At 62.3% G+C, this 19,074-nt stretch carries 22 protein-coding genes; 9 read left to right on the top strand and 13 right to left on the bottom strand.

What is annotated here, in order from left to right; all coding sequences use genetic code 11:
- Positions 1–215 precede the first annotated feature (215 nt).
- Positions 216–1,022, bottom strand: a complete 807-nt coding sequence (locus tag FJ319_08980) for a TIGR01906 family membrane protein (GenBank protein MBM3934418.1) — start codon at positions 1,020–1,022, stop codon at positions 216–218.
- A gap of 38 nt (positions 1,023–1,060) precedes the next feature.
- Between FJ319_08980 and mazG the strand changes: the two genes are divergently transcribed.
- A complete protein-coding gene (mazG, locus tag FJ319_08985) occupies positions 1,061–1,840 on the top strand; it encodes a nucleoside triphosphate pyrophosphohydrolase (GenBank protein MBM3934419.1) in 780 nt (259 codons plus the stop codon).
- A gap of 22 nt (positions 1,841–1,862) precedes the next feature.
- Here mazG and FJ319_08990 read toward each other — a convergent pair whose 3' ends face one another.
- Both FJ319_08990 and FJ319_08995 read right to left on the bottom strand, forming a co-directional pair.
- Positions 1,863–3,218 (bottom strand): MFS transporter, encoded by a 1,356-nt coding sequence (locus FJ319_08990; GenBank protein MBM3934420.1) that lies wholly within the window; start codon positions 3,216–3,218, stop codon positions 1,863–1,865.
- A 69-nt stretch (positions 3,219–3,287) separates the two neighbouring features.
- Positions 3,288–4,688 carry an MFS transporter gene (locus FJ319_08995; protein ID MBM3934421.1) on the bottom strand — a complete coding sequence of 467 codons (1,401 nt, stop codon included), beginning with the start codon at positions 4,686–4,688 and terminating at the stop codon, positions 3,288–3,290.
- Between the two features lie 226 nt (positions 4,689–4,914).
- Here FJ319_08995 and FJ319_09000 point away from each other — a divergent pair, with 226 nt between their 5' ends.
- Complete coding sequence (locus FJ319_09000) at positions 4,915–5,892, top strand: hypothetical protein (GenBank protein MBM3934422.1); 978 nt, start codon at positions 4,915–4,917, stop codon at positions 5,890–5,892.
- Between the two features lie 27 nt (positions 5,893–5,919).
- Here the strand turns inward: FJ319_09000 and FJ319_09005 are convergent, their stop codons facing one another.
- Genes FJ319_09005 through larB form a run of 3 tightly spaced genes read right to left on the bottom strand, consistent with a single transcriptional unit; the run spans position 5,920 to position 7,997 of the window.
- Complete coding sequence (locus tag FJ319_09005; GenBank protein ID MBM3934423.1) at positions 5,920–6,666, bottom strand: SCO1664 family protein; 747 nt, start codon at positions 6,664–6,666, stop codon at positions 5,920–5,922.
- Positions 6,667–6,685: 19 nt separating this feature from the next.
- A complete protein-coding gene (locus FJ319_09010) occupies positions 6,686–7,210 on the bottom strand; it encodes a DUF3090 family protein (GenBank protein ID MBM3934424.1) in 525 nt (174 codons plus the stop codon).
- A 40-nt stretch (positions 7,211–7,250) separates the two neighbouring features.
- The gene (gene larB, locus FJ319_09015) at positions 7,251–7,997 is read right to left on the bottom strand and encodes a nickel pincer cofactor biosynthesis protein LarB (protein ID MBM3934425.1); all 747 of its coding nucleotides are present in this window, start codon (positions 7,995–7,997) and stop codon (positions 7,251–7,253) included.
- Positions 7,998–8,148: 151 nt separating this feature from the next.
- Here larB and FJ319_09020 point away from each other — a divergent pair, with 151 nt between their 5' ends.
- The 6 genes from FJ319_09020 (at position 8,149) to FJ319_09045 (ending at position 13,189) form a co-directional block, all read left to right on the top strand.
- Complete coding sequence (locus FJ319_09020; GenBank protein MBM3934426.1) at positions 8,149–8,490, top strand: hypothetical protein; 342 nt, start codon at positions 8,149–8,151, stop codon at positions 8,488–8,490.
- 18 nt (positions 8,491–8,508) lie between these two features.
- A complete protein-coding gene (locus tag FJ319_09025; GenBank protein ID MBM3934427.1) occupies positions 8,509–9,234 on the top strand; it encodes a chlorite dismutase family protein in 726 nt (241 codons plus the stop codon).
- Positions 9,235–9,270: 36 nt separating this feature from the next.
- Complete coding sequence (gene hemE / locus FJ319_09030) at positions 9,271–10,311, top strand: uroporphyrinogen decarboxylase (protein ID MBM3934428.1); 1,041 nt, start codon at positions 9,271–9,273, stop codon at positions 10,309–10,311.
- A 22-nt stretch (positions 10,312–10,333) separates the two neighbouring features.
- Positions 10,334–11,401 carry a uroporphyrinogen decarboxylase gene (gene hemE / locus FJ319_09035; GenBank protein ID MBM3934429.1) on the top strand — a complete coding sequence of 356 codons (1,068 nt, stop codon included), beginning with the start codon at positions 10,334–10,336 and terminating at the stop codon, positions 11,399–11,401.
- A gap of 48 nt (positions 11,402–11,449) precedes the next feature.
- Positions 11,450–12,397, top strand: a complete 948-nt coding sequence (gene hemH, locus FJ319_09040) for a ferrochelatase (protein MBM3934430.1) — start codon at positions 11,450–11,452, stop codon at positions 12,395–12,397.
- A 78-nt stretch (positions 12,398–12,475) separates the two neighbouring features.
- Positions 12,476–13,189 carry an MFS transporter gene (locus tag FJ319_09045; GenBank protein ID MBM3934431.1) on the top strand — a complete coding sequence of 238 codons (714 nt, stop codon included), beginning with the start codon at positions 12,476–12,478 and terminating at the stop codon, positions 13,187–13,189.
- 78 nt (positions 13,190–13,267) lie between these two features.
- Here the strand turns inward: FJ319_09045 and FJ319_09050 are convergent, their stop codons facing one another.
- A complete protein-coding gene (locus FJ319_09050) occupies positions 13,268–14,107 on the bottom strand; it encodes a DNA alkylation repair protein (GenBank protein ID MBM3934432.1) in 840 nt (279 codons plus the stop codon).
- Here FJ319_09050 and larE point away from each other — a divergent pair, their 5' ends adjacent.
- Complete coding sequence (gene larE / locus FJ319_09055; protein MBM3934433.1) at positions 14,108–14,974, top strand: ATP-dependent sacrificial sulfur transferase LarE; 867 nt, start codon at positions 14,108–14,110, stop codon at positions 14,972–14,974. It begins immediately after the preceding gene.
- A 6-nt stretch (positions 14,975–14,980) separates the two neighbouring features.
- Here larE and FJ319_09060 read toward each other — a convergent pair whose 3' ends face one another.
- The 6 genes from FJ319_09060 to FJ319_09085 all read right to left on the bottom strand — a co-directional run bounded on the left by FJ319_09060 (position 14,981) and on the right by FJ319_09085 (position 19,025).
- Entirely contained in the window at positions 14,981–16,177 is a 1,197-nt protein-coding gene (locus FJ319_09060) for a CoA transferase (protein MBM3934434.1), read from the bottom strand.
- Positions 16,178–16,191: 14 nt separating this feature from the next.
- Positions 16,192–16,980, bottom strand: a complete 789-nt coding sequence (locus FJ319_09065; protein ID MBM3934435.1) for a hypothetical protein — start codon at positions 16,978–16,980, stop codon at positions 16,192–16,194.
- 24 nt (positions 16,981–17,004) lie between these two features.
- A complete protein-coding gene (locus FJ319_09070) occupies positions 17,005–17,772 on the bottom strand; it encodes a glucose 1-dehydrogenase (GenBank protein ID MBM3934436.1) in 768 nt (255 codons plus the stop codon).
- Positions 17,773–17,786: 14 nt separating this feature from the next.
- Entirely contained in the window at positions 17,787–18,122 is a 336-nt protein-coding gene (locus FJ319_09075) for a hypothetical protein (GenBank protein MBM3934437.1), read from the bottom strand.
- Positions 18,119–18,634 carry a hypothetical protein gene (locus FJ319_09080; GenBank protein ID MBM3934438.1) on the bottom strand — a complete coding sequence of 172 codons (516 nt, stop codon included), beginning with the start codon at positions 18,632–18,634 and terminating at the stop codon, positions 18,119–18,121. The genes FJ319_09075 and FJ319_09080 overlap by 4 nt, the downstream gene beginning before the upstream one ends.
- A 70-nt stretch (positions 18,635–18,704) precedes the next feature.
- The gene (locus tag FJ319_09085; GenBank protein ID MBM3934439.1) at positions 18,705–19,025 is read right to left on the bottom strand and encodes a hypothetical protein; all 321 of its coding nucleotides are present in this window, start codon (positions 19,023–19,025) and stop codon (positions 18,705–18,707) included.
- Positions 19,026–19,074 lie beyond the last annotated feature (49 nt).

The following is a 19,074-nucleotide window of genomic DNA, read 5'->3' on the forward strand; positions in this document are numbered from 1 at the left end:
TCCAGCACGCCCCTCTCCACGCCCAAGGATCGAAAGCCGGCTCAAGATCACCCTTGGAGATCGAGACTGATTCAACCAAAACCAGTCGTACTGACAAAATCACTGAGCAGTAAGACTGCCAAAATCACTGAGCAGTAAGACTGACAAAGTCATTGAGCATTGACACGGGGACGGCGTATGAGGCCAAGACCAGAACCGGAAAACAGGAACCCGGGTCAGATCCGGTGCCCGTCCGTGTAACGGGCTGACTCGGCGTCCACCTGGGTAATGTCGACAAAGCTTGCTTTCGGCAAGGCCCACGCGCTTTCGGCCGCGATTCGGCGCCGCTCCATATCCCGCAGGCGGCCGTAGGCCTTTGCGCCGCCATAAGAAAGCAGCAGCGCCTCCACGACGACGCCAGCGGCGATCGCCATCGTAGAATCAAAGAAGAACCCCTGCGGGAACATGGCGATCAGGTAGTCACGGCTCGGGTCCAGCTGCCAGAAATCGTTGCTGAAGCTGATGAGGTGAAATGCGAGGAAGAGCCTGTCGAAGCCGACGAGTGCTCCCAGTCCGACAATCACAACTAACGCGAGAGTGACTCCGCCTCCGATGCCCGCATAAGACAGGAGGCCGGCGGTCCCGGCAGACAGCCGTGTGCGGTTCAGCCACAACATCAGGCCGGCAAAGAAAAGGATATACAGCCCTGTCACGATCTGGAGAGTGTATACACCCTTCAACAGGTCCTTCACATCTTTCATGTGCAGGACTTCTCGCTGGTTATATATGCTGCGGACTATCCCGCCGGCGCGCACTTGAACGTCGAGGTACTCCTCATCGTTGTTAAAATAGTCGCGTATCTGGCGCGAGGCGGACATCAGCTCGTCCATCTCGATGCCCGTGTACAGTGGGATTTCATATCTCTCAAAGCCATACCTGTAGAGCAGGTCGGAGTTAATGACGACTCTGGCCGTGGTGGTGATCAGGAAGACCGGCACGGCCAGGACGAAAAGGGATATGATTGCCGCTTTCACGTACTGCATCGCTAAAGTTTAGCAGAACAGCGAGGTCTTGGATGCCTATGCAGGAGAGCTTCCCGCCGACCTTCGACGGCCTGCTTCAAATCTGCGCCCGCCTGCGCGCCCCGGGCGGCTGCCCCTGGGACCGGGAACAGACCCGAGATTCGCTCAAGAAGCAGATCCTCGAAGAGACGTACGAGCTGTTCGAGGCGATTGACGAGAACGACGCTGCCAAGATCGTCGAGGAGATGGGAGACGTGCTCCTGCACATGGTGTTTCAGGTGCAGATAGGCGTAGAAGAGGGATCGTTTACTCCGGACCAGGTATTTGCCGCGAACATAGATAAACTCATCAGGCGGCACCCGCATGTGTTCGGGGACGTAAGGGTTTCCGGTTCCGATGAGGTACTTTCGCGGTGGCAGGAGATGAAGCGTAAGGAGAAGGAGGCGCGCGGTGAATCGCTACTCGACGGAGTACCGAAGGACCTCCCTGCGCTCTCTTACGCGCAGTCCATCCAGGAGCGGGCGGCCCGCGTGGGCTTCGACTGGGACAGCATAAAGGGTGTCCTGGACAAGGTGCGCGAGGAGATCGATGAGCTGGAGGCGGCGACGACGAAGGAGGAGCGTGAGGCGGAAATGGGCGACGTCCTGTTCTCCCTCGTGAACGTCAGCCGGTGGCTGAAGATCGACGCCGAGGGGACCCTGCGCGGCACAGGCGCGAAGTTCCGGCGCAGGTTCGAGACGATGGAGCGCCTCGCCCGGGAGCGCGGCCTGGCGTTCAAGGAGCTTTCGATGGACAAGAAAGAAGCACTGTGGATGGAGGCCAAGCGTACGGTGGGTTGATTCGACAACACTGGGATGAGCTTTATCGCGTCTGCCGAAAGGCCCAGATGCTGGGCGCGCGAAGGAGGATTATCGCGGTGAGCGCCAGCAGCACGCCGCCGGCGACCAGAGTGGCGGTGGGCGTGGTTGTGCGCTCTGCGATGAAGCCCGCCAGCAAGCTCCCAACCGGGTACAGTCCGAACGTCATCAGGCCTATCGCTGAGATACGGCCGCGAATGTAGTCTGGAGTGCTGACCTGGATGGCGGCGTACTCTACGGTGAGGAAACCGGTCATTCCGCCACTCGCCACGACCAGGCACGCGAACGCAAGCCAGATTCCCGGGCTCTGCGAGAAAGCTGTCATCCCAAGAATAATCAGCCCCATGAAGAACACGAGCACCCTGCCCTTGTACTTGATCTCACCTGCCGAAGCCAGTACCACTGTCGAAACGGCGGACCCGACGCCTACCGCCGAAAGTAGTATGCCCAGCCCGGACGGGCCAACATGGAAGTTCTCCGAGGCGTACACCGGGAGCATCCCGTAGACGAACGGGACATAGAGCACTGGCAAGATGCCCCCAAGTACGATTATCGCGAGGACGAAAGGCTCCCTGGCCACGTACCTCAGCCCCTCAATAAACGGCGAAAGGCCAAACAACCTTGTCCTTTCGGACGCCTGCCCTTGCGCCCTGGCGTACACGATCAGCACCGTGGCCAGGCATGCGGCAAGGTAGAGTGATGCCGCGAACATGAGCGTCCGGCCCGGGCCGATCCAGACAAGCACAACGCCGGCCATGGTAGGAATAACAAATCGCGTCAGGTTGAAAGAAAGCCCGTTCAGCGAGAAGGCGTTAATAAGCACGTGTCGCGGCACCAGGCTTGGAATGAACGAGACTTTGGGAGGGTCAGCGACAGCCCAGGAAAGCCCCATAAGAAACGCAAACGCGAAGAGGTGAGGCGCCCCGGGGTTGCCGAACATCACGAACGCGGAAAACGCCGCCGTCACAATACCCTGGTAGGCAGCCACCAGAATCAGGAACTTCCGAAGGTCCCACCGGTCGGCTACGAAACCTCCCACCGGGCCGGCGAGAAGGAAAGGAAGGTTCTCCACGCCGATTGCCAATGTGGTAAGCAATGGTGAGCGCGTCAGATCGTACGCCAGCCACCCCATCACAAGCGTGTGTATCCAGTAGCCGGCGCCGAGGCAGAAGGTAGCGGAGAAGAACAGCTTGAAGTTGCGGTGCTTCAGGGAGTCAAGCGTGCTTACGCGAACGGGGAGCCTTGGATGGCGCCCCGCCGGCAGCCCTGCGGCGCCCGGGAGCGATGAGGGAACTCCCCTTGACGGCTCTTCGATAGTTGTGTCGCTCACGCTCCGCCATGCCCCCGAACGAAGTTTCATGAATGCCCGCTCAGGCTTACTCGATTGTGAGGGATAGGACGGGAGAGGCGCAACCTTTCCATCAGCCCGTCAGGGCGTTCCGAAACGGCGAAGCACGGGGTATCGGATCGCAATGAACGCGAGCATGATGATCATCACCACGCCTGAGAAGACCATCGCCTGCGGCGGGCCTATCTTCTCCGCGATGCCGCCGGAAACGATAGCCCCCAGAGGCTGCACGCCGAAGACCATAGCGCTAACGGCCGCCACCCTGCCGCGAAGAAAGTCCGGCACCACCGTCTGAACAGTGGCGTTACTGATGGCATGGAAGGAGATAGCGGCGCCGAACAGCACGGCAAGAATCGGCAGCGCCAACCAGAAATACGGATTGGCGGAGTAAACCAGCACAGCCGCTGCCGATATGCCCATCATCACGATCAGCACCCTGCCCTTGCGCCGGATGTCGCCTATGCTCGCGAGCACAACCGTACCTACCAGGCTCCCTACGCCCACCGCCGAGAGCATCAGCCCCAGACCCCGGGCGTCGACCTCAAAGACCTCCGTCGCAAACACAGGCATCAGGCCATGCGTGAACGGCCCCACAAGCAGGGACGGCATTAGACCCAGGAGCACCACTGCCTTGACGAGCGGGTCCTTGCGCGCGTAGTTAATTCCCTCCATGAAGCCGAACCCCGAAGTCCTCTTCTTTGTCTCATCCGCGTGAGTGGTCCGCACAAAGATGAGCGCCGTCGCTGCCGTGGCGTACAACGCTGCGGCCGTCATGAGCGCGTAACCTGAGCCAATCCACACTATCAGCACCCCGGAGATGGCCGGCACAATGAACCGCATTGTGTTGAAGCCGAGCGAGTTCAGCGCAAAGGCGTTAACCAGCCCGGCCCTGGGCACAACGTTGGGGATTATCGAGAGGCGCACCGGGTCTGACAACGCCCACAAGATGCCCATGCTGATGGCGTACGCGAATATATGCCACGTGTGCACGAGGCCCTGCGCCACCGCTATCGCATACGCCGCGGTCAGCGACGCCTTCAGTGCGAACACGGTCACCAGCACGGCCCGTTTGTTCAGCCGGTCTGCAATCAGGCCGCCAAACGGCCCGGCGAACAGGTAGGGAAAGTGCAGGAGGCCGAGGGAAAGGCTCGTCAGGAATGGAGAGCTGGTAACCTCGTATGCGATCCAGCCCATCAGCATGTGCTGGATCCAGAAGCCGCCGCCCATGTTGATCGTGGAAATCCAAAGGTACCGGAAGCTCCGGTGACGCAACGCGTCCAGGGTATGGACTTTTACGTGGACGCCGTGGGGCCAGTACCGGTGCTGCCTCTCATGAGGCCGGTTGTCGCGTCTTGTCTCTGGGGACTGGGAAGGGGCAGGTTGTGGTCCGCCCGAGGGCGGTTGGCCCAAGCCGTGTGTTTCGGAGCCTGGCAGGCTACTGTCCAATGTGGCCGGTACGCTTTCTGCCCCGCGACCGCGCATTCCTCGTATTCAAACGCAAGCCTCTCGCAAGGGCAACACGACAATCATAACACCGCGCGCCGGCCATTTTCAGCCTATTTAACCGCATTCAATCTCTCTTTGAGCAGGTGGGAAAAGGGGCCTGGGAGGTGTATCCTCTGGACGGAGCGCCGACCATAATCGGAGTTCATGTGGCCGTGGGAGGGCGTTTGTGCTAGGTTAGTTTTGTGAGGAGAGCAAAGGAGCAATCTTGCAGTCTATAACTGAAGGTCCCGGAATCTCTCACACCCCCACGGATTCGCTGGAGGAGATAGAGCATTTTGCTGTCCAATTGGCCTGGCGGGCTGGAAAGATACTTTCCAACAAGTTTGGCTTCGACCTCGCAATTGAGTACAAAGACGACCGCAAGTTCGACCCGGTGACCCGGATCGACCGCGAATGCCAGGAGCTCATCCGTTGCTGCGTTGCCGAGCGCTTCCCTTCGCACGGTTTCATTGGCGAGGAGGACAGGCCGGACGAGCAGCGCGCCTCCCCGGATTTTCTGTGGGTCGTCGACCCTCTGGACGGGACTAAAAACTACGTCAACGGACTCCCCATCTTTGCCTGCTCGATCGGCGTCCTGTACCAGGGCGCGCCCGTCGTCGCCGCCACCTACATCCCGTGGCCAGCCTGTAGCGGCCTCGTCATGCACGCTCGAAAGGGCAACGGCACGTTCGTCGGAGAGAACCCGGCCGCCGTCTTCAAAGGCGCCCGTCCGGAGCATTTCAAGCTGAGCACGCTCCCGGGCTCCTTTCGCACCGCCTTCAGCGTGGCGGAGAAGATGAGCAATACAACTGGCGAGGCGCGCAACACCGGCAGCATGGCCTACGACCTGGCTCTGACGGCCAACGGCGTGCTGCAATACACCGTTATGACCTCCCCGAGAATATGGGACGTTGCCGCCGGCGCGCTGCTGGTTACAGAGGCGGGTGGTACGGTGCTGATAGGCCGGCATGCAAGCCGCCTCCGGTACCTTCTGTTGGGCCGCTTGAAGTGGACTCCGCTTGAGAAGTTTATACCTCGCTGGGAGAGTGGCCATACGAGAATATCCGAAGTGTGGTCGTGGTCACATAATCTGGTGGCAGGAGGCCCCGGCACTGCAGGTTTTGTCTCTTCCAGCCTGCGGCGAAAATCCCCGCTCACGAGGCGAGTCGCAAGGTTCTTCGAACGAGGGAAAAAGGGTTAAGAGGCCCGCGATACGCGGCGGGGCCGCTTATACCAGCGGCCAGGGAACGTTGCGGTTGGGGTCCAGCTTCGGTACGTGCTTCGTCTTTAGTAGCCGCTCCAGCCTCCTGGACACAGCATCTATCTCCTGCCTGAAGAGCATTTCTTTCATCCCCTCAAGGAGGTCAGACTGACTCGCCAGGCACGCTGACAGCTTTTCCATATCCGCAACGAGCGCCTGGGGGATGGGCTGTCCCCAGTACTCAAGCATGACCGTTCGCATTTTGAACACATCGTGGAACGTGAGCCCGTGATCGATGCTCCAGATCCGGCCATCCTCCCCAACCAGGCAGTGGCCGCCCTTCCGGTCCGCGTTATTGGCAATAACATCAAACACTGAGAACTTGAGAAACTCCTCCCGGTACTTCTCAGCAATCTCGAAGTAAGTCAACTGCGGGTCGCCTTCCACGTGGAGCTGAGCCGAGCCGACGCCGTACGGCCCCTCTCGGACCACTGTAAGCGGCACGTTGGGCCACCCCAGGGTGCGCGCCAGGAGAAATGCGGCATACTCGCGCTTGTACAGGGTGCCGGTAGGGAAATCGTACAGCGGCCGCTCCCCGTCTCGTGGCTTGTATATCGCGCGAATGTACTTACCTTCGCCGGCGCCTATCTGTACGAGAACGGTGTAGTTGGACCCCCAGGGTATCCGCTTCCCAGAGACAATCTCTCCTCCCTTCAGCAAGGGAAGTGACTCCTTCTCAGAAAGCTCTATGAGGGTGCCTTCGAATTCGTTCATGGTGACATGGCTGCGGCCGTCAGGAGACCTCGGTCAGGTCATGGACGCCGTGCCCGTTGGACCGCGGGCAGGCATGCCCGGAGGGGTCGAGCGGCTGGCCGCACAGAGGGCACAGGGGGCGTCCGGCCGCGCAGACCTGCATGGCCTCCTCCGCAAAGGCGACAAACTGCTCCTGCGTTCCCCAGATGCGGATGGTCGCAGGCTCCTCCTCGTGGGACTCGATGTCGTGCACGTCTATAATGAACCTTCGGTTCGCGCCGTACAACCCCAGTACCAACTTACCCACCTTGAAATCGACGTGTGTCGATGCCGGCGCCTCCCGCCTACCAATGTCCTCGGGGGCCGATGCGCTTACTTCAGGCAGCGTCTCAACAAGCTGGTTTATGGCGAGCGCCAGCTGGAAGAGCTGCTCCTTCTCCAGCCACACCTGTGCGGTACTCTCGCCGCTTGCTGCGATGATTCTGAACGTCCGCTTGCCGGGCTCGCCCAGCGCGTTCGCCCGGAGGGTACTTATCCTTGTGAACTCGAGCTTTGGATCTGCCATTGATAAGGCTATCTTATTCCCTGTAGATTATGGCCGCAAGCTACGCGCCTTTGACTATCATCGCCGCAAGGTATCCGGCCCCGAAGCCGTTGTCTATGTTCACAACTCCCACGCCCGGCGCGCAGCTGTTCAGCATCGCCAGCAGGGCCGCCAGCCCGCCGAAGCTCGCGCCGTAGCCGATGCTCGTCGGCACAGCTATCACAGGTACCTTCACGAGCCCCCCAAGCACTGAAGGCAGTGCCCCTTCCATTCCTGCGACCGCAACGACTACCTTCGCCCGCTCGATCACCGGCATGCCGCTGAGCAGTCGGTGAAGGCCTGCCACGCCCGCGTCGGCCACGCGCTCGACGGAGCAACCCATAATCTCCGCGGTGACGGCCGCCTCGCACGCCACCGGAAGGTCCGACGTGCCGGCGCAGACCACAACTACCCCCGGCACAGGCCGCACGGGACGCCGGTTGACAACAATGGTGCGGGCTACCGGATCGTACTTAGCGTCACTCGCCCGGGCGAGCACCGCCTTGAATGCCCCGGCGGACGCCCTTGTCACCAGTAGTCTATCTGACTTTTCCAGCAGCGCAACGGCAAGCCCGGCAATCTGCTCCGGCGTCTTCCCCTGTCCGAACACCACCTCGGGGAAGCCCTTCCGGAGCGCGCGGTGATGGTCCACCTTTGCGAATCCAAGGTCCTGGAACGGGAGCTCGCTCAGCGCGGCTACCGCTTCATCCTCGGCGACCCGGCCGCTCTTCACGCCATCCAGCAGCGCCCTCAAACGCCTCTCGTCGATGTCGCTCCCCCCTTGCCGTCATTGTCCTTCCGAGCAAGTATAGCAGCCCGCGGGCCGCAAACCTCCCCGTCCGCAAAGAATAGTGATAGAATTCACATGTTCCTGATTCCTCGCTGATAAAGCTCAAAGCTCGGGACGTGACATGCCTGCCTTGAACCCTGCCAAACGCAGCTTTGCCGACCGATTGCGCGCCGACAAGCGCCACTACATCATCGTCTTCTTTGTGTTCGGCCTCTCCGGATCGCTTGCCGCCCTGTTCAGCCGCATCGCCCTGAATGGTATTCTGGGAATGGACGGCAACATCTGGTCGGGCCCGTGGAGCTATCGGATCTCTTACCTCCTCCTGGTCCCTCCGTTCTACTCTGTAACATTGATCACCGTGGGCACCCTGTTCGGAAAACACGCCTATTTCAAACACCGGGTTATCAAGACCTCGGGCCGGATTCTGCCGCTCGTCCGGCTCAAGGCGTCCCGCAGCATAACTACCAACTAGTTGGGCCGGAGGCCACCTGTGCAAAAGCACCCCCACGCCGGCGAAGGCGCAGAAAAGAAGCCGCGCCAGTTCGTTCAGTATGCATTCTTCAAGGTAGACCCCGCCTGGCGCAGGCTCCCGTCCGCGGAGAAGGATGCCGGCAAGAGGGAATTCATCGCCGTGTGCGATGACCTCTCCGGCCGCCTGGCCATACACAAGACCTACTCCCTCACGGGAGTCCGGGGCGATACCGACTTCCTGCTCTGGAGCGTATCGGACACACTGGAAACGCTTCACGAGCTGGGGACCCGCCTGAACGCGACGGGCCTTGGCAAATGGCTGGATTCGCCCTACAAATACCTGGCCATGACCCGGGAGTCCATCTATATCAAGGGCCACGAGCACGAGGGGCAGGAAGGCGCCCGCACGAGGATGTCCCTACACAACAACAAGTACCTCTTCGTGTACCCCTTCGTCAAAATGCGCAAGTGGTATGCGCTTCCCATGGAGCAGCGCCGGAAGATAATGGGACCCCACTTCAGGATCGGCCACGAATTCCCATCGGTGTCCATTCACACGGCGTACTCGTACGGCCTCGATGACCAGGAGTTCATGCTCGGGTTCGAGACTGACCACCCGCAGGACTTCCTCGACCTGGTAATGTCACTTCGCGATACCGAGGCGAGCGCTTACACCGAGCGCGAGACGCCTATCTTCACCTGCATTGCCATGGACCTCCCCAGGGTGCTGGACGCCCTGGGCTGAACGCCCGCATTAACGAGGCCCGAAATGACCGCGAAGATGACCGGACGCGAACGACTCCTGGCCGCCGCCCGCAGGCAGCCGGTGGACGCCACGCCGGTATGGTTCATGCGCCAGGCGGGTAGCCTTTTCCAGGACGCACGCGAGCTCATTCAAAAGCACGACATCATGACCGTCGCCAAGACCCCGGAGCTATCGTCCCGCGTGGCGATGATGCCCGTGGAAAAGCTAGGCGTCGATGGATGCGTCCTGTTCGCGGACATCATGCTCGTGCTCAACGGCATGGGCGTGCCATACCATGTCGTCCCGGAGACCGGCCCCATCATCGACAGGCCCGTCAGGTCGGCGGAGGACATCCGCGCCATCCGCGTCGTGGAGCCCGAGGAAGGCTCGCCGTACGTCCTGGATGCCATACGCATCATCAAGAATGAGCTTGGGGACAGGGCGGCGATAGTGGGCTTCTCCGGCTCGCCGTTCACCCTCGTCTGCTACATGATCGAGGGCAAGCCGTCCCGCACTTACGACAGGTCGAAGGCGTTCATGTTCGCCCACCAGGACCTCTGGCACGAGTTCATGGGCAAGGCGACTGATGTCTGCGTCCGCTACCTGAAGGGCCAGGTCCGGGCCGGCATCGATGTCGCTCAGCTCTTCGATAGCTGGGTGGGCGTCCTCAGCCCGTCCCAGTACGAAGAGTTCGTCCTCCCCTACTCCCGCCGCATCTTCGCCGAGCTACGCTCCCTCGGAGTCCCGAGCATTCACTTCGGCACAGGCAACGCCGGCCTCCTTGAGCTGATGGCCGCCGCAGGGCCGGACGTTGTGGGAGTGGACTGGCGGGTGAACATCGACGAGGCATGGGCCCGCGTGGGCGCCGCCAAGGGCATCCAGGGCAACCTGGACCCTACCCTGCTGCTCGCGCCGTGGTCGACCGTTGAGCGCGAAGCCGGCGACGTGCTGCGGCGCGTCGATGGTCGACCCGGCCACATATACAACCTCGGCCATGCGATCGTCGGCGGGACGAAGACGGACACCCTGCAGCGTCTGGTAGACTTGGTGCACAATCACTCCGCCGTAAAGGCCTGACGCCATGCCCGCAAACACGACAATGACCGGCGCGCAACGTATGCTGGCGGCCTGCAGGAGGCAACCGGTGGATGCCACGCCGGTGTGGTTCATGCGCCAGGCGGGCCGCTCCTTCAAGGAGTACCGCGCCCTCAAGGAAAAGTACGACTTCCTCACGATGGCCAAGACGCCGGAGATAGCCGCCCAGGTGACCCTCCTGCCCGTGGGCAGGCTCCATGTGGACGCCGCCGTGATGTTCAGCGATATCGCCCTCGTCCTCGAAGGGTTGGGGCTGGAGTACCACATCGAGCCGGAGGTCGGTCCCGTGGTCGCGAAGCCCGTCCGCACGCAGGCGGACGTGGACGCGCTCATGGTGGTTGACGCGGAAGAGGCGACTCCCTACGTGTTCGAGACGCTCCGCATTCTCCGGCGGGAGCTTGAGGGCCAGACCGCCGTCATAGGCTTCGCAGGCTCCCCATTCACCCTGGCGTGCTACATGATCGAGGGCGGTCGCTCGCGCTCTCGGATGTACGAGGGTGTGAAGGCCCTGATGTTCACTCAGCCCGGCGTGTGGCACGGCCTGATGGAGAAGATCACCGAGGCGACGATTCGGTACCTTCTTGCGCAGGCGAAGGCAGGAGCTCAGGTAATCCAGCTGTTCGATAGCTGGGTCGGCGTCCTCGGCCCGTCGCAGTACGAGCAGTATGTTCTGCCTTACTCCAAGCGCATATTCGAAGCCGTGCGCCCAACCGGCGCGGCAACGATCAACTTCGGCACCGGCACGTCCTCTCTGCTCGGCCTAATGGCCACCGCCGGTAGCGACATCATTGGCGTGGACTGGCGGGAAGACCTGGGCGCGGCGTGGCGCACCATCGGCTACGAGCATGGAATACAGGGCAACCTGGACCCTGCGATGCTCCTCGCCCCGTTCCCGGTTATCGCGGAGGGCGCAAGGCGAGTCCTCCGGCAGGCAGGGGGGCGGCCCGGCCACATCTTCAACCTGGGCCACGGCGTCCTGCCGGAGACAATCCCTGACGACCTGGCCCGCCTGGTCGAGCTTGTCCACAATGAAAGCAGGAAGCCTCACCCGGCCACCGCCGGCAAACGCTGAGCTGAGGCCGTCCGTCCCAACCGCACAACCCAACCCGGAGTCGCTCCCATGTCCACATCCACCGCAACCCGAACGATCGGCGTCGTCGTCATGACCTTCGGCTCGCCGAAGACCCTTGATGACGTTCCCGCATACCTGGCCAGCGCGCGCGGCGGCAAGCAGCCGCCCGATGACCTGGTCAAAGAGTTCCAGCGGCGCTACACAGTCGTGGGCGGCTCCCCCCTCAACCGTATTACCGGAGAGCAGGCGGCCGCGCTGGAGGCCGTGCTTAACGGCGGCGCCTCGGGCAGCCGTTACCGCGCGCTCGTGGGCATGCGGCACGCGCCGCCGTTTATCCAGGAGGCATTCGAGAAGCTCGCCGCCGAGGGCATCAAGCAGGTTGTGTGCATCATCATGTCGCCGCAGTACTCGCCGACCACGATGGGAGGCTACCTTCGGGCCGTGGAAAAGGCAAAGGATGCCCTCGGAACGGGCGCTGACGTGCGCGTCGCCGGGTCGTGGCACCTGGAGCCTGCCTTTATCGACGCGCTGGCCAGGCGCACCACGCAGGCGCTTGATCGCCTCTCGCCAGCCGATCGTGCAACGATTCCGGTCATATTCACGGCCCACAGCCTGCCGAAGAGCGTCGTCGACCGCGAGCCTTTCTACATAGACCAGCTAAAGGACACTGCTGCAGCGGTGGCGAAGAAGCTGTCTCTGGACTCCGCCCGCTGGCAGTTCGCCTACCAGAGTGCTGGCCACACCCCGGAGGAATGGCTCAAGCCGGACATAAAAGAGCTGTTCCCGGATATGCATAAGGCTGGCCACAAGGCCGCGCTGGTGGCGCCGATACAGTTCCTGGCCGACCACCTGGAGGTGCTTTACGACATCGACGTTGCGGCTGGCGAGGAGGCCGCCGAGGCGGGGATCAAGATGCTCCGCATTGAGACCTTCAACACCATGCCGGAGTTCATCCAGGTGCTTGCGAACGTCGTCAAGCGTGAGTTGGCCCGGTAAACTCGTTTCCTTGCCGGGCGCCGCGCGCGGCTGCTAAATTGACATGAGTGCACTCTCCACATGGAGCCACAACGTCCCATGGCAACATCCGAGCCCATCTCCACGCCCAATCGCAAGGAGCTCAAGTCCAACCCATTGCTGGACCTGGGCCTGAACGTCATAATCCCGGTGATCATCCTCACCAAGTTCAGCGGCGAGGACCGGCTCGGGCCGGTTATGGGCCTGGTCGTCGCGCTCGCCTTCCCGGTGGGTTACGGTATTTTCGATTTCGCCCGGCGGCGGAGCATAAACTTCATGTCGGCGCTGGGTTTTGCCAGCGTCCTGCTGACAGGCGGGATAGGGCTCCTGAAGCTGGACGCCCAGTGGATCGCCGTGAAGGAGGCAAGCATCCCTCTCGTCGCCGGCATCGCCGTGCTCGTTTCCATGAAAACGAAGTCGCCGCTGGTGAAGGCTGTCCTGAACAAAATGATGGACTCCCCTGCCGTGTACGCCGCCCTCTCGGCCCGGAACAACGTAGCCGCATTCGAGCGCAAGATGGCCGCCGCCACCTACATGATCGCCGGCTCGTTCCTGCTCTCCGCCGGCCTGAACTTTGCGCTTGCCCGCCTCATCGTCAAGAGCCCGTCAGGCACTGTCGCGTTCAATGAAGAGATCGGCCGCATGACAGCCTTCAGCTTCCCCGTGATCGCTGTGCCGTCGATCATCGTCCTCACGGCCACGGTCGTTTACCTCATCAACACCACCGCCAAGCTCTCCGGCTTGGAACCCTCGAAAATCCTCAAGCAAAAGTAGGGTGCCGGCAGCCCACCACTCCGCCCGCGGCGGCCTCACCGGGTCCCTCTCCCGCCTTCACACTTCATAATTGATACTTCATAATTCTCTCCTCATTCCCCTCATCCCGTGACCCACCGTCCACAGCGTCTCCCGCGTGGGCGATTCCCTGGCCCACCGCTCGCACACCTGCCGCACCCAGTCCGGCTGGTACTTCGCGGCGTCATTCAGCCAGTTGCCCACGGACTTGCGGACGTAGAGCGAAGGGTCTGACCGCACGTGCTCCAGGATGCGCAGCCCGGGCGCGGGGTCGCGCTTGAGCGCGGGGATGTGCGCCGTCCATACGCCGCACGGCCGTGTGGACTCCACGGCGCAGCGCCGCACATTCGCGTCCGCGTCCCGGACCCACTCCTCCAGCAGCTCAAACCTCAGCGCCGTCTCCTTCGCAAACCACGGCCGGTACGAGTCCCACGCGCTCTCCCGCACCGAGCTGTGCGGGTCCGCCGCGAATCTCCGCGCGGCCGCCAGCCGTTGCACCATCGTCAATGAAGGGTCGGCGGTATGGATGTACGATGCCCAGCTGCGAACCATGTCCGACCGGTGAGAGGCGATGCGCTCGTAGACCGCCGCACGGTCAGGATAGCCGTCCAGCGCCTCGAACAGCACGCGCCCCGCTCCGATCACGCGCTGCACAACGCCCTTGCCCGCCAGCGCGTCGACGCCCGCTTCGATCTGTGCGCGGCCGGCCTGCAGTCCCGCATCTCCAATCAGGCAGCGCATCAGCGCGCGGTGGTCGATGGCCAGCCCCTCCGGCAGTGTGATCGTCTCGTCCCTGCCCTCGTTCAGCGCGCGGAGCACTTCAGGCGGAATGTCGTCCATGCGCAGCGCGCCCTTGCGACGTACGGATGTTGTGCCGTTCTCCATGCTAGAATCTCCCATATGTCACTTCCAGCCAAGGCTCAACAGAGTATAGAACATAAGTACGCCACCCTCAAGCGGCTATTGGCGGAAATGGAGTCGGTGCTCGTCGCATACTCCGGCGGCGCGGACAGCACCCTCCTGGCGGCCGTGGCTAAAGATGTACTGGGCACAAAGGCGCTGGCGGTGACCGCGAAATCTCCGAGCCTAGCGACGGAAGAGCTGGATGATGCCGTCGAGACTGCGCGCGCTCTCGGACTCAACCACAGGGTGATCGAGACCGGAGAGGTGGACCGCGCGGACTACAAGGCGAACGACCCCAACAGGTGCTACTTCTGCAAAGAGGAGCTGTACACGCACCTGGCCGCGCTGGCAGCCACGGAGGGGTACGAGTGTATCGCCAACGGCCACAACATGGACGATCAGGGTGACTTCCGGCCGGGAATCAACTCCGCCCGGCGGCGGGGTATTCGCAGCCCGCTGGTGGAGGCCGGCCTGACGAAGGCAGAGGTGCGGGAGCTTTCACGCCGGCTGGGGTTGTCGACCTGGGACAAGCCCGCCCAGGCATGTCTCTCTTCCCGCGTCCCGTACGGCACTCCCATCACCATAGAGGCGCTGCAGCGAATCGCGAAGGCGGAGGCGTACTTGCGCTCCCTCGGCGTCCGCCAGGCCCGCGTGCGCCACCACGACACCATCGCCCGCATCGAGGTAGCGCCGGAGGACTTCCCCGCGCTATTGGCGCCGGACGCCCGCCAGGCCCTGACCCGCCACTTCAAGGGCCTCGGCTACGCCTACGTGACGCTGGATATGGACGGGTTCCGCAGCGGCAGCATGAACGAGGTCTACGCAAGCCTGCAGCAGAAAGCAGCGCGCTTCCAGGCGGAGTAAAGCGCCCTATCGCACTACACCCCTGCCCCTCAGATCCCCAATCTGCGCCTCGGCATACCCAAACTCCCTCAGCACCTCGTCCGTCTGCTGGCCGAGGAGCGGCGGCGGGAGGCGGATCGCCCCCGGCGTGTCGGAGAGCTTAACGGGAATGCCGATGTGGCGGAGTCGGCCGGACTTCGGGTGCTCCTGCTCAACCACCATCTCCCGAGCCTGCACCTGCGGGTCTGCGTAGACGGACGCCATATCGTAGATTGGGCCGCACGGCACGCCGGCCCTCTCCAGCGCCTCCAGCCAGTGCGACGTGGGCCCGGTGACGAACGTCGCGCTAAGGGTCGCTATCAGCGGAGCGCGGTTGGTGATGCGGTCAGCGTTGGTGGCGAAGCGAGGGTCAGCAAGCAGATCCTCGCGGCCAGTCGCCTGGCAAATCCTGAGCCAGTTCGACTGGTTTGCCCCGCCCACGTTCACGTACCCATCGCTCGTCGGGAACGCCTGGTACGGCGCCGAAAGCTGGTGCGCCGACCCGTTGGGGCCGGGGGATCGGCCGGAGGCGAAGTAGATCGAAGACTCCCAGATGGTGTACGCAATGCCGGCTTCGAGCAGCGACGTGTCCACATGCTGCCCGTGCCCGGTCTTTAGCCGGTTCACATAGGCGCACATAATGCCGTACGCGCCGAACAGCCCGGCGTTCAGGTCGGTTATCGGCACGCCCGCCTTGGCGGGAGCCCCGCCGGGGAAGCCGGTCACGCTCATTATCCCGCTCATCCCCTGCGCCACCAGGTCGAAGCCCGCTTTGTCCCTGTACGGCCCGGTGATGCCGTACCCACTGATGGTGCTGTAGACGAGCGCCGGATTAACTTTGCGAAGGCTCTCGTAGCCCAGGCCCATCTTCTCCATCGTGCCCGGGCGCATATTCTGGACGAGGATATCCGCCGACTCCGCCATGCGCCGGACGATGGCGACGCCCTCCTCCGACTTCAGGTCGATCACGGCGCTGCGCTTGTTGCGGTTGATGCCGAGAAACGCGGCGGACTCACCGTTCAGGAACGGCGGCCCGGAGCGCCGGACATCGTCGCCGCCGTCCGGCTTCTCGATCTTGATCACATCCGCGCCCATGTCGCCCAGTAGCATCGTGCAGAACGGCCCGGCCATGATCTGGGTGCAGTCGATTACTTTGACGCCCGCGAGGGGCTGTGGAAGGGTCATCGGGACCTCTGCCGTTATTTGCCGGTGAAGCGGGGCGGCCTGCGCTCAATAAACGCGCGGCGGCCCTCCTGGAAGTCTTCGCTGGCGAAATTTGTGAAGGGCAGCTCTGCCTGCTCCTCTGAAAGGCCGGTGAGTCCCGGGTCCGCTAGCACCGTTCGCATTATCTCTTTGTGCCGGCGCTGGGACAACGGGGAGAGCGGGAGCATTTCCTGGGCAAGGGCATACACATACTCCGTAACTTCGGCGAGGGGAAGCGCCGAGTTGATGAGCCCGATGCGAAGCGCCTCCGTCGCGTTGATCTGGCGTCCGGTGAGGAGAATGTACGATGCGCTGCCCGGGCCGACAAGGTTAACGAGGCGGCGCATCTCCTTGTAGCCCACAAGTATGCCCAGCTTCGCCACCGGCACGCCGAAGCGCGAATTGTCCGACGCAATGCGGATGTCCGTCGCCATGCTCAGCTCGCACCCGCCGCCCACGCAGAACCCTTTAATGAGGCTGATCGTGGGCTGCGGCAGCGCCTCAACGGCGTCAAGGGCGCCCTCGAACACGTCCGCATAGCGCCGCGCGCTGCTCGCATCGTAACGGTGGTGCTGGAAGTCCTTGATGTCCGCGCCGGCAGAGAACGCCTCTTCCCCCGCTCCCCTCAGGATCACGACGCGCACCGAGCCGTCGGCGGCTACATCACCGGCGATTCCCCTTAGCGCCTGCCACCCCTCGAAGTCGATCGCGTTGCGCTTCTCGGGCCGGTTGAGCGTGATCGTTGCGATGCCGTCGCGGCGCTCTAGGGTGATTTTTTCGGCCAAGAGACTGCTCTCCTGTGGAGTGCCTTAGAAGGAGGAGTATCCGCCGTCAACGGCTATGACGGAGCCGGTGACGTAGTCGGATGCGCGGCTCGCCAGGAACACGGCGACCCCCGCGAAGTCGTCCGGCTCTCCCCATCGCCCCTGCGGAATGCGCTGGTTGATCAGGGCGAACCGCTGCGGGAAGTTCTTTTCGATGGACGACGTTAGTCCTGTTTTGATCCAGCCGGGCAAAACAGCGTTCACCTGGATGTTGTCCTTTGCCCAGGACAGCGCGAAGCTCTTCGTGAGCTGCACAACGCCGCCCTTGCTTGCGGCGTACGCGGCGCCCCAGTCCAGCCCGAAGATCGAGGTCATGGAGCCGATGTTGACGATCTTGCCGCCGCCCACCTTCTTCATGTGCGGGTAGACCGCGCGGGTGAAAAAGAACGTACCCTTGAGGTTGGTGTTCACCACTTCATCCCACTCGGCGATGGTGTAGTCCTGCGGCGGCTTGCGGATGCTTGTGCCCGCGTTGTTGACGAGTATGTCTACCCGCCCGAAGCGCTCCACCGTCGTTATGACCGCGCTGTTGACGGATGCCTCGTCCGTTACATCCACGGCCACGCCCAGCGCCTCCACGCCCATCCCCTGCAGCAGCTTCACCGCCTCGGTTGTCTTCGACTTGTTCCGCGCGGCCACGGCCACGTTGGCGCCCGCCTGAGCAAGCCCCTTTGCGAAGCCCAGCCCTATGCCGCCGTTCCCGCCGGTGACAATGGCAACTCTACCCTTGAGGTCGAACATGGAGGTGGACATGAGGACTCCGGCGACTAACGTTCCGAAACGAGTCTCTTGATCTCGGCAAGGTCATGTTCGAGATCTTCGAGATCATACTGCATTGGAATCTTCTTGGCGTGCAGATAGTCCATCATTTCCCAAATAGTAACGCCCGCCTCAAAGGCAGCACGGGACATTGTAACGACATTCTCCCGGTACAGCTTGGCAGCATGCTCAAGCTTCCACTCCTTGAGCCCCGCATACAGGATCTTCCTTATCGCTGTGGAGCGGTCAACCTGCTCAACTTCCTCTACCTTACGGAGGCCTTCGAGTATCTCGGACGATACCCTGGAAGCAACCATCTCTTCCTTTTTCTTCGTATTGGTCATATCCCCTCCTCTTCCCGCAAAGACTGGATAACTCTCGCCATAATATCAGGCGAGACCCATGCTACCGACGCAAGCCGCCGCAGCAGGTCCAGTAGCTCATCATAACTTAACAGCGATATCTCTCGGGCAGCCAGTAGTACTCCCACGGTTCCCACTAACCTGACTCCCAACCTCACCGCTGCGGCCCGCGCTCGCTTCTCATCCACCATTGCTACGCATCCCCGGATGGATGACACGGCAATCACTTCGGCTTCACCTGCTCCCAGCCGCAAGTCCATTCTAAAGAGTTGGGAAAGCCTGACCTCGTCATAAGTGAGATCAATGAGTTCGTATTCCCGCAGACTGCGCTCTAGTTGTGCTGACTCGACAGGGTGAACTTCTTTGCCTCCCTGAATGGTCTCTTCCCAGACGGACGGCGCGATGAGAACATCCGAGTAGAGACGTTCAAGAAGGGGAAGCCTGTCTAGCTTCCCCAGGTAGATCAGGGATGATGAGTCAGCCGCAACCTGCATAACTTAACTTCCGACCCGGTTTAGGCCGATGTTAACAGTTCTACGGACTGTATACAAGCGCAGCCGGCCGCTACTTCCGCAGCGGGCCGTTGGGGCGGTGGCGGTCCAGAATGGCGGTGGTGGCGGGGTTGAGGAGCACCCCGTAGTCTCGCTGGCGGGCGAGAATATCCAGCGCCTGGTCAGAAAGGCCGGGAGTGATGCGAATGGCCTCCGGTTGGTAGCGCATGCAGCGGCGGGTGAGGACCTGCGCCGGCCGGGAGCTTTTTTCGGCACACCCATAAGCGAAGGGGCACATATACGAGTAGCAGACCGTGGTCTCGCGATGGAGGTCGCGGATGCTGCTCTCGTCCGGCCGCATCCGCCGCGTCGTCGTTCTGCCGTTGCCTCGCATGCGCTACCCTTCCGGTTGGCCTTTGCAGTGAATCGCCGCTCCTGTGGAA

The organism is SAR202 cluster bacterium (assembly GCA_016872355.1).
In the GTDB taxonomy this organism is placed as follows: Bacteria; Chloroflexota; Dehalococcoidia; order Lucifugimonadales; family VGZY01; genus VGZY01.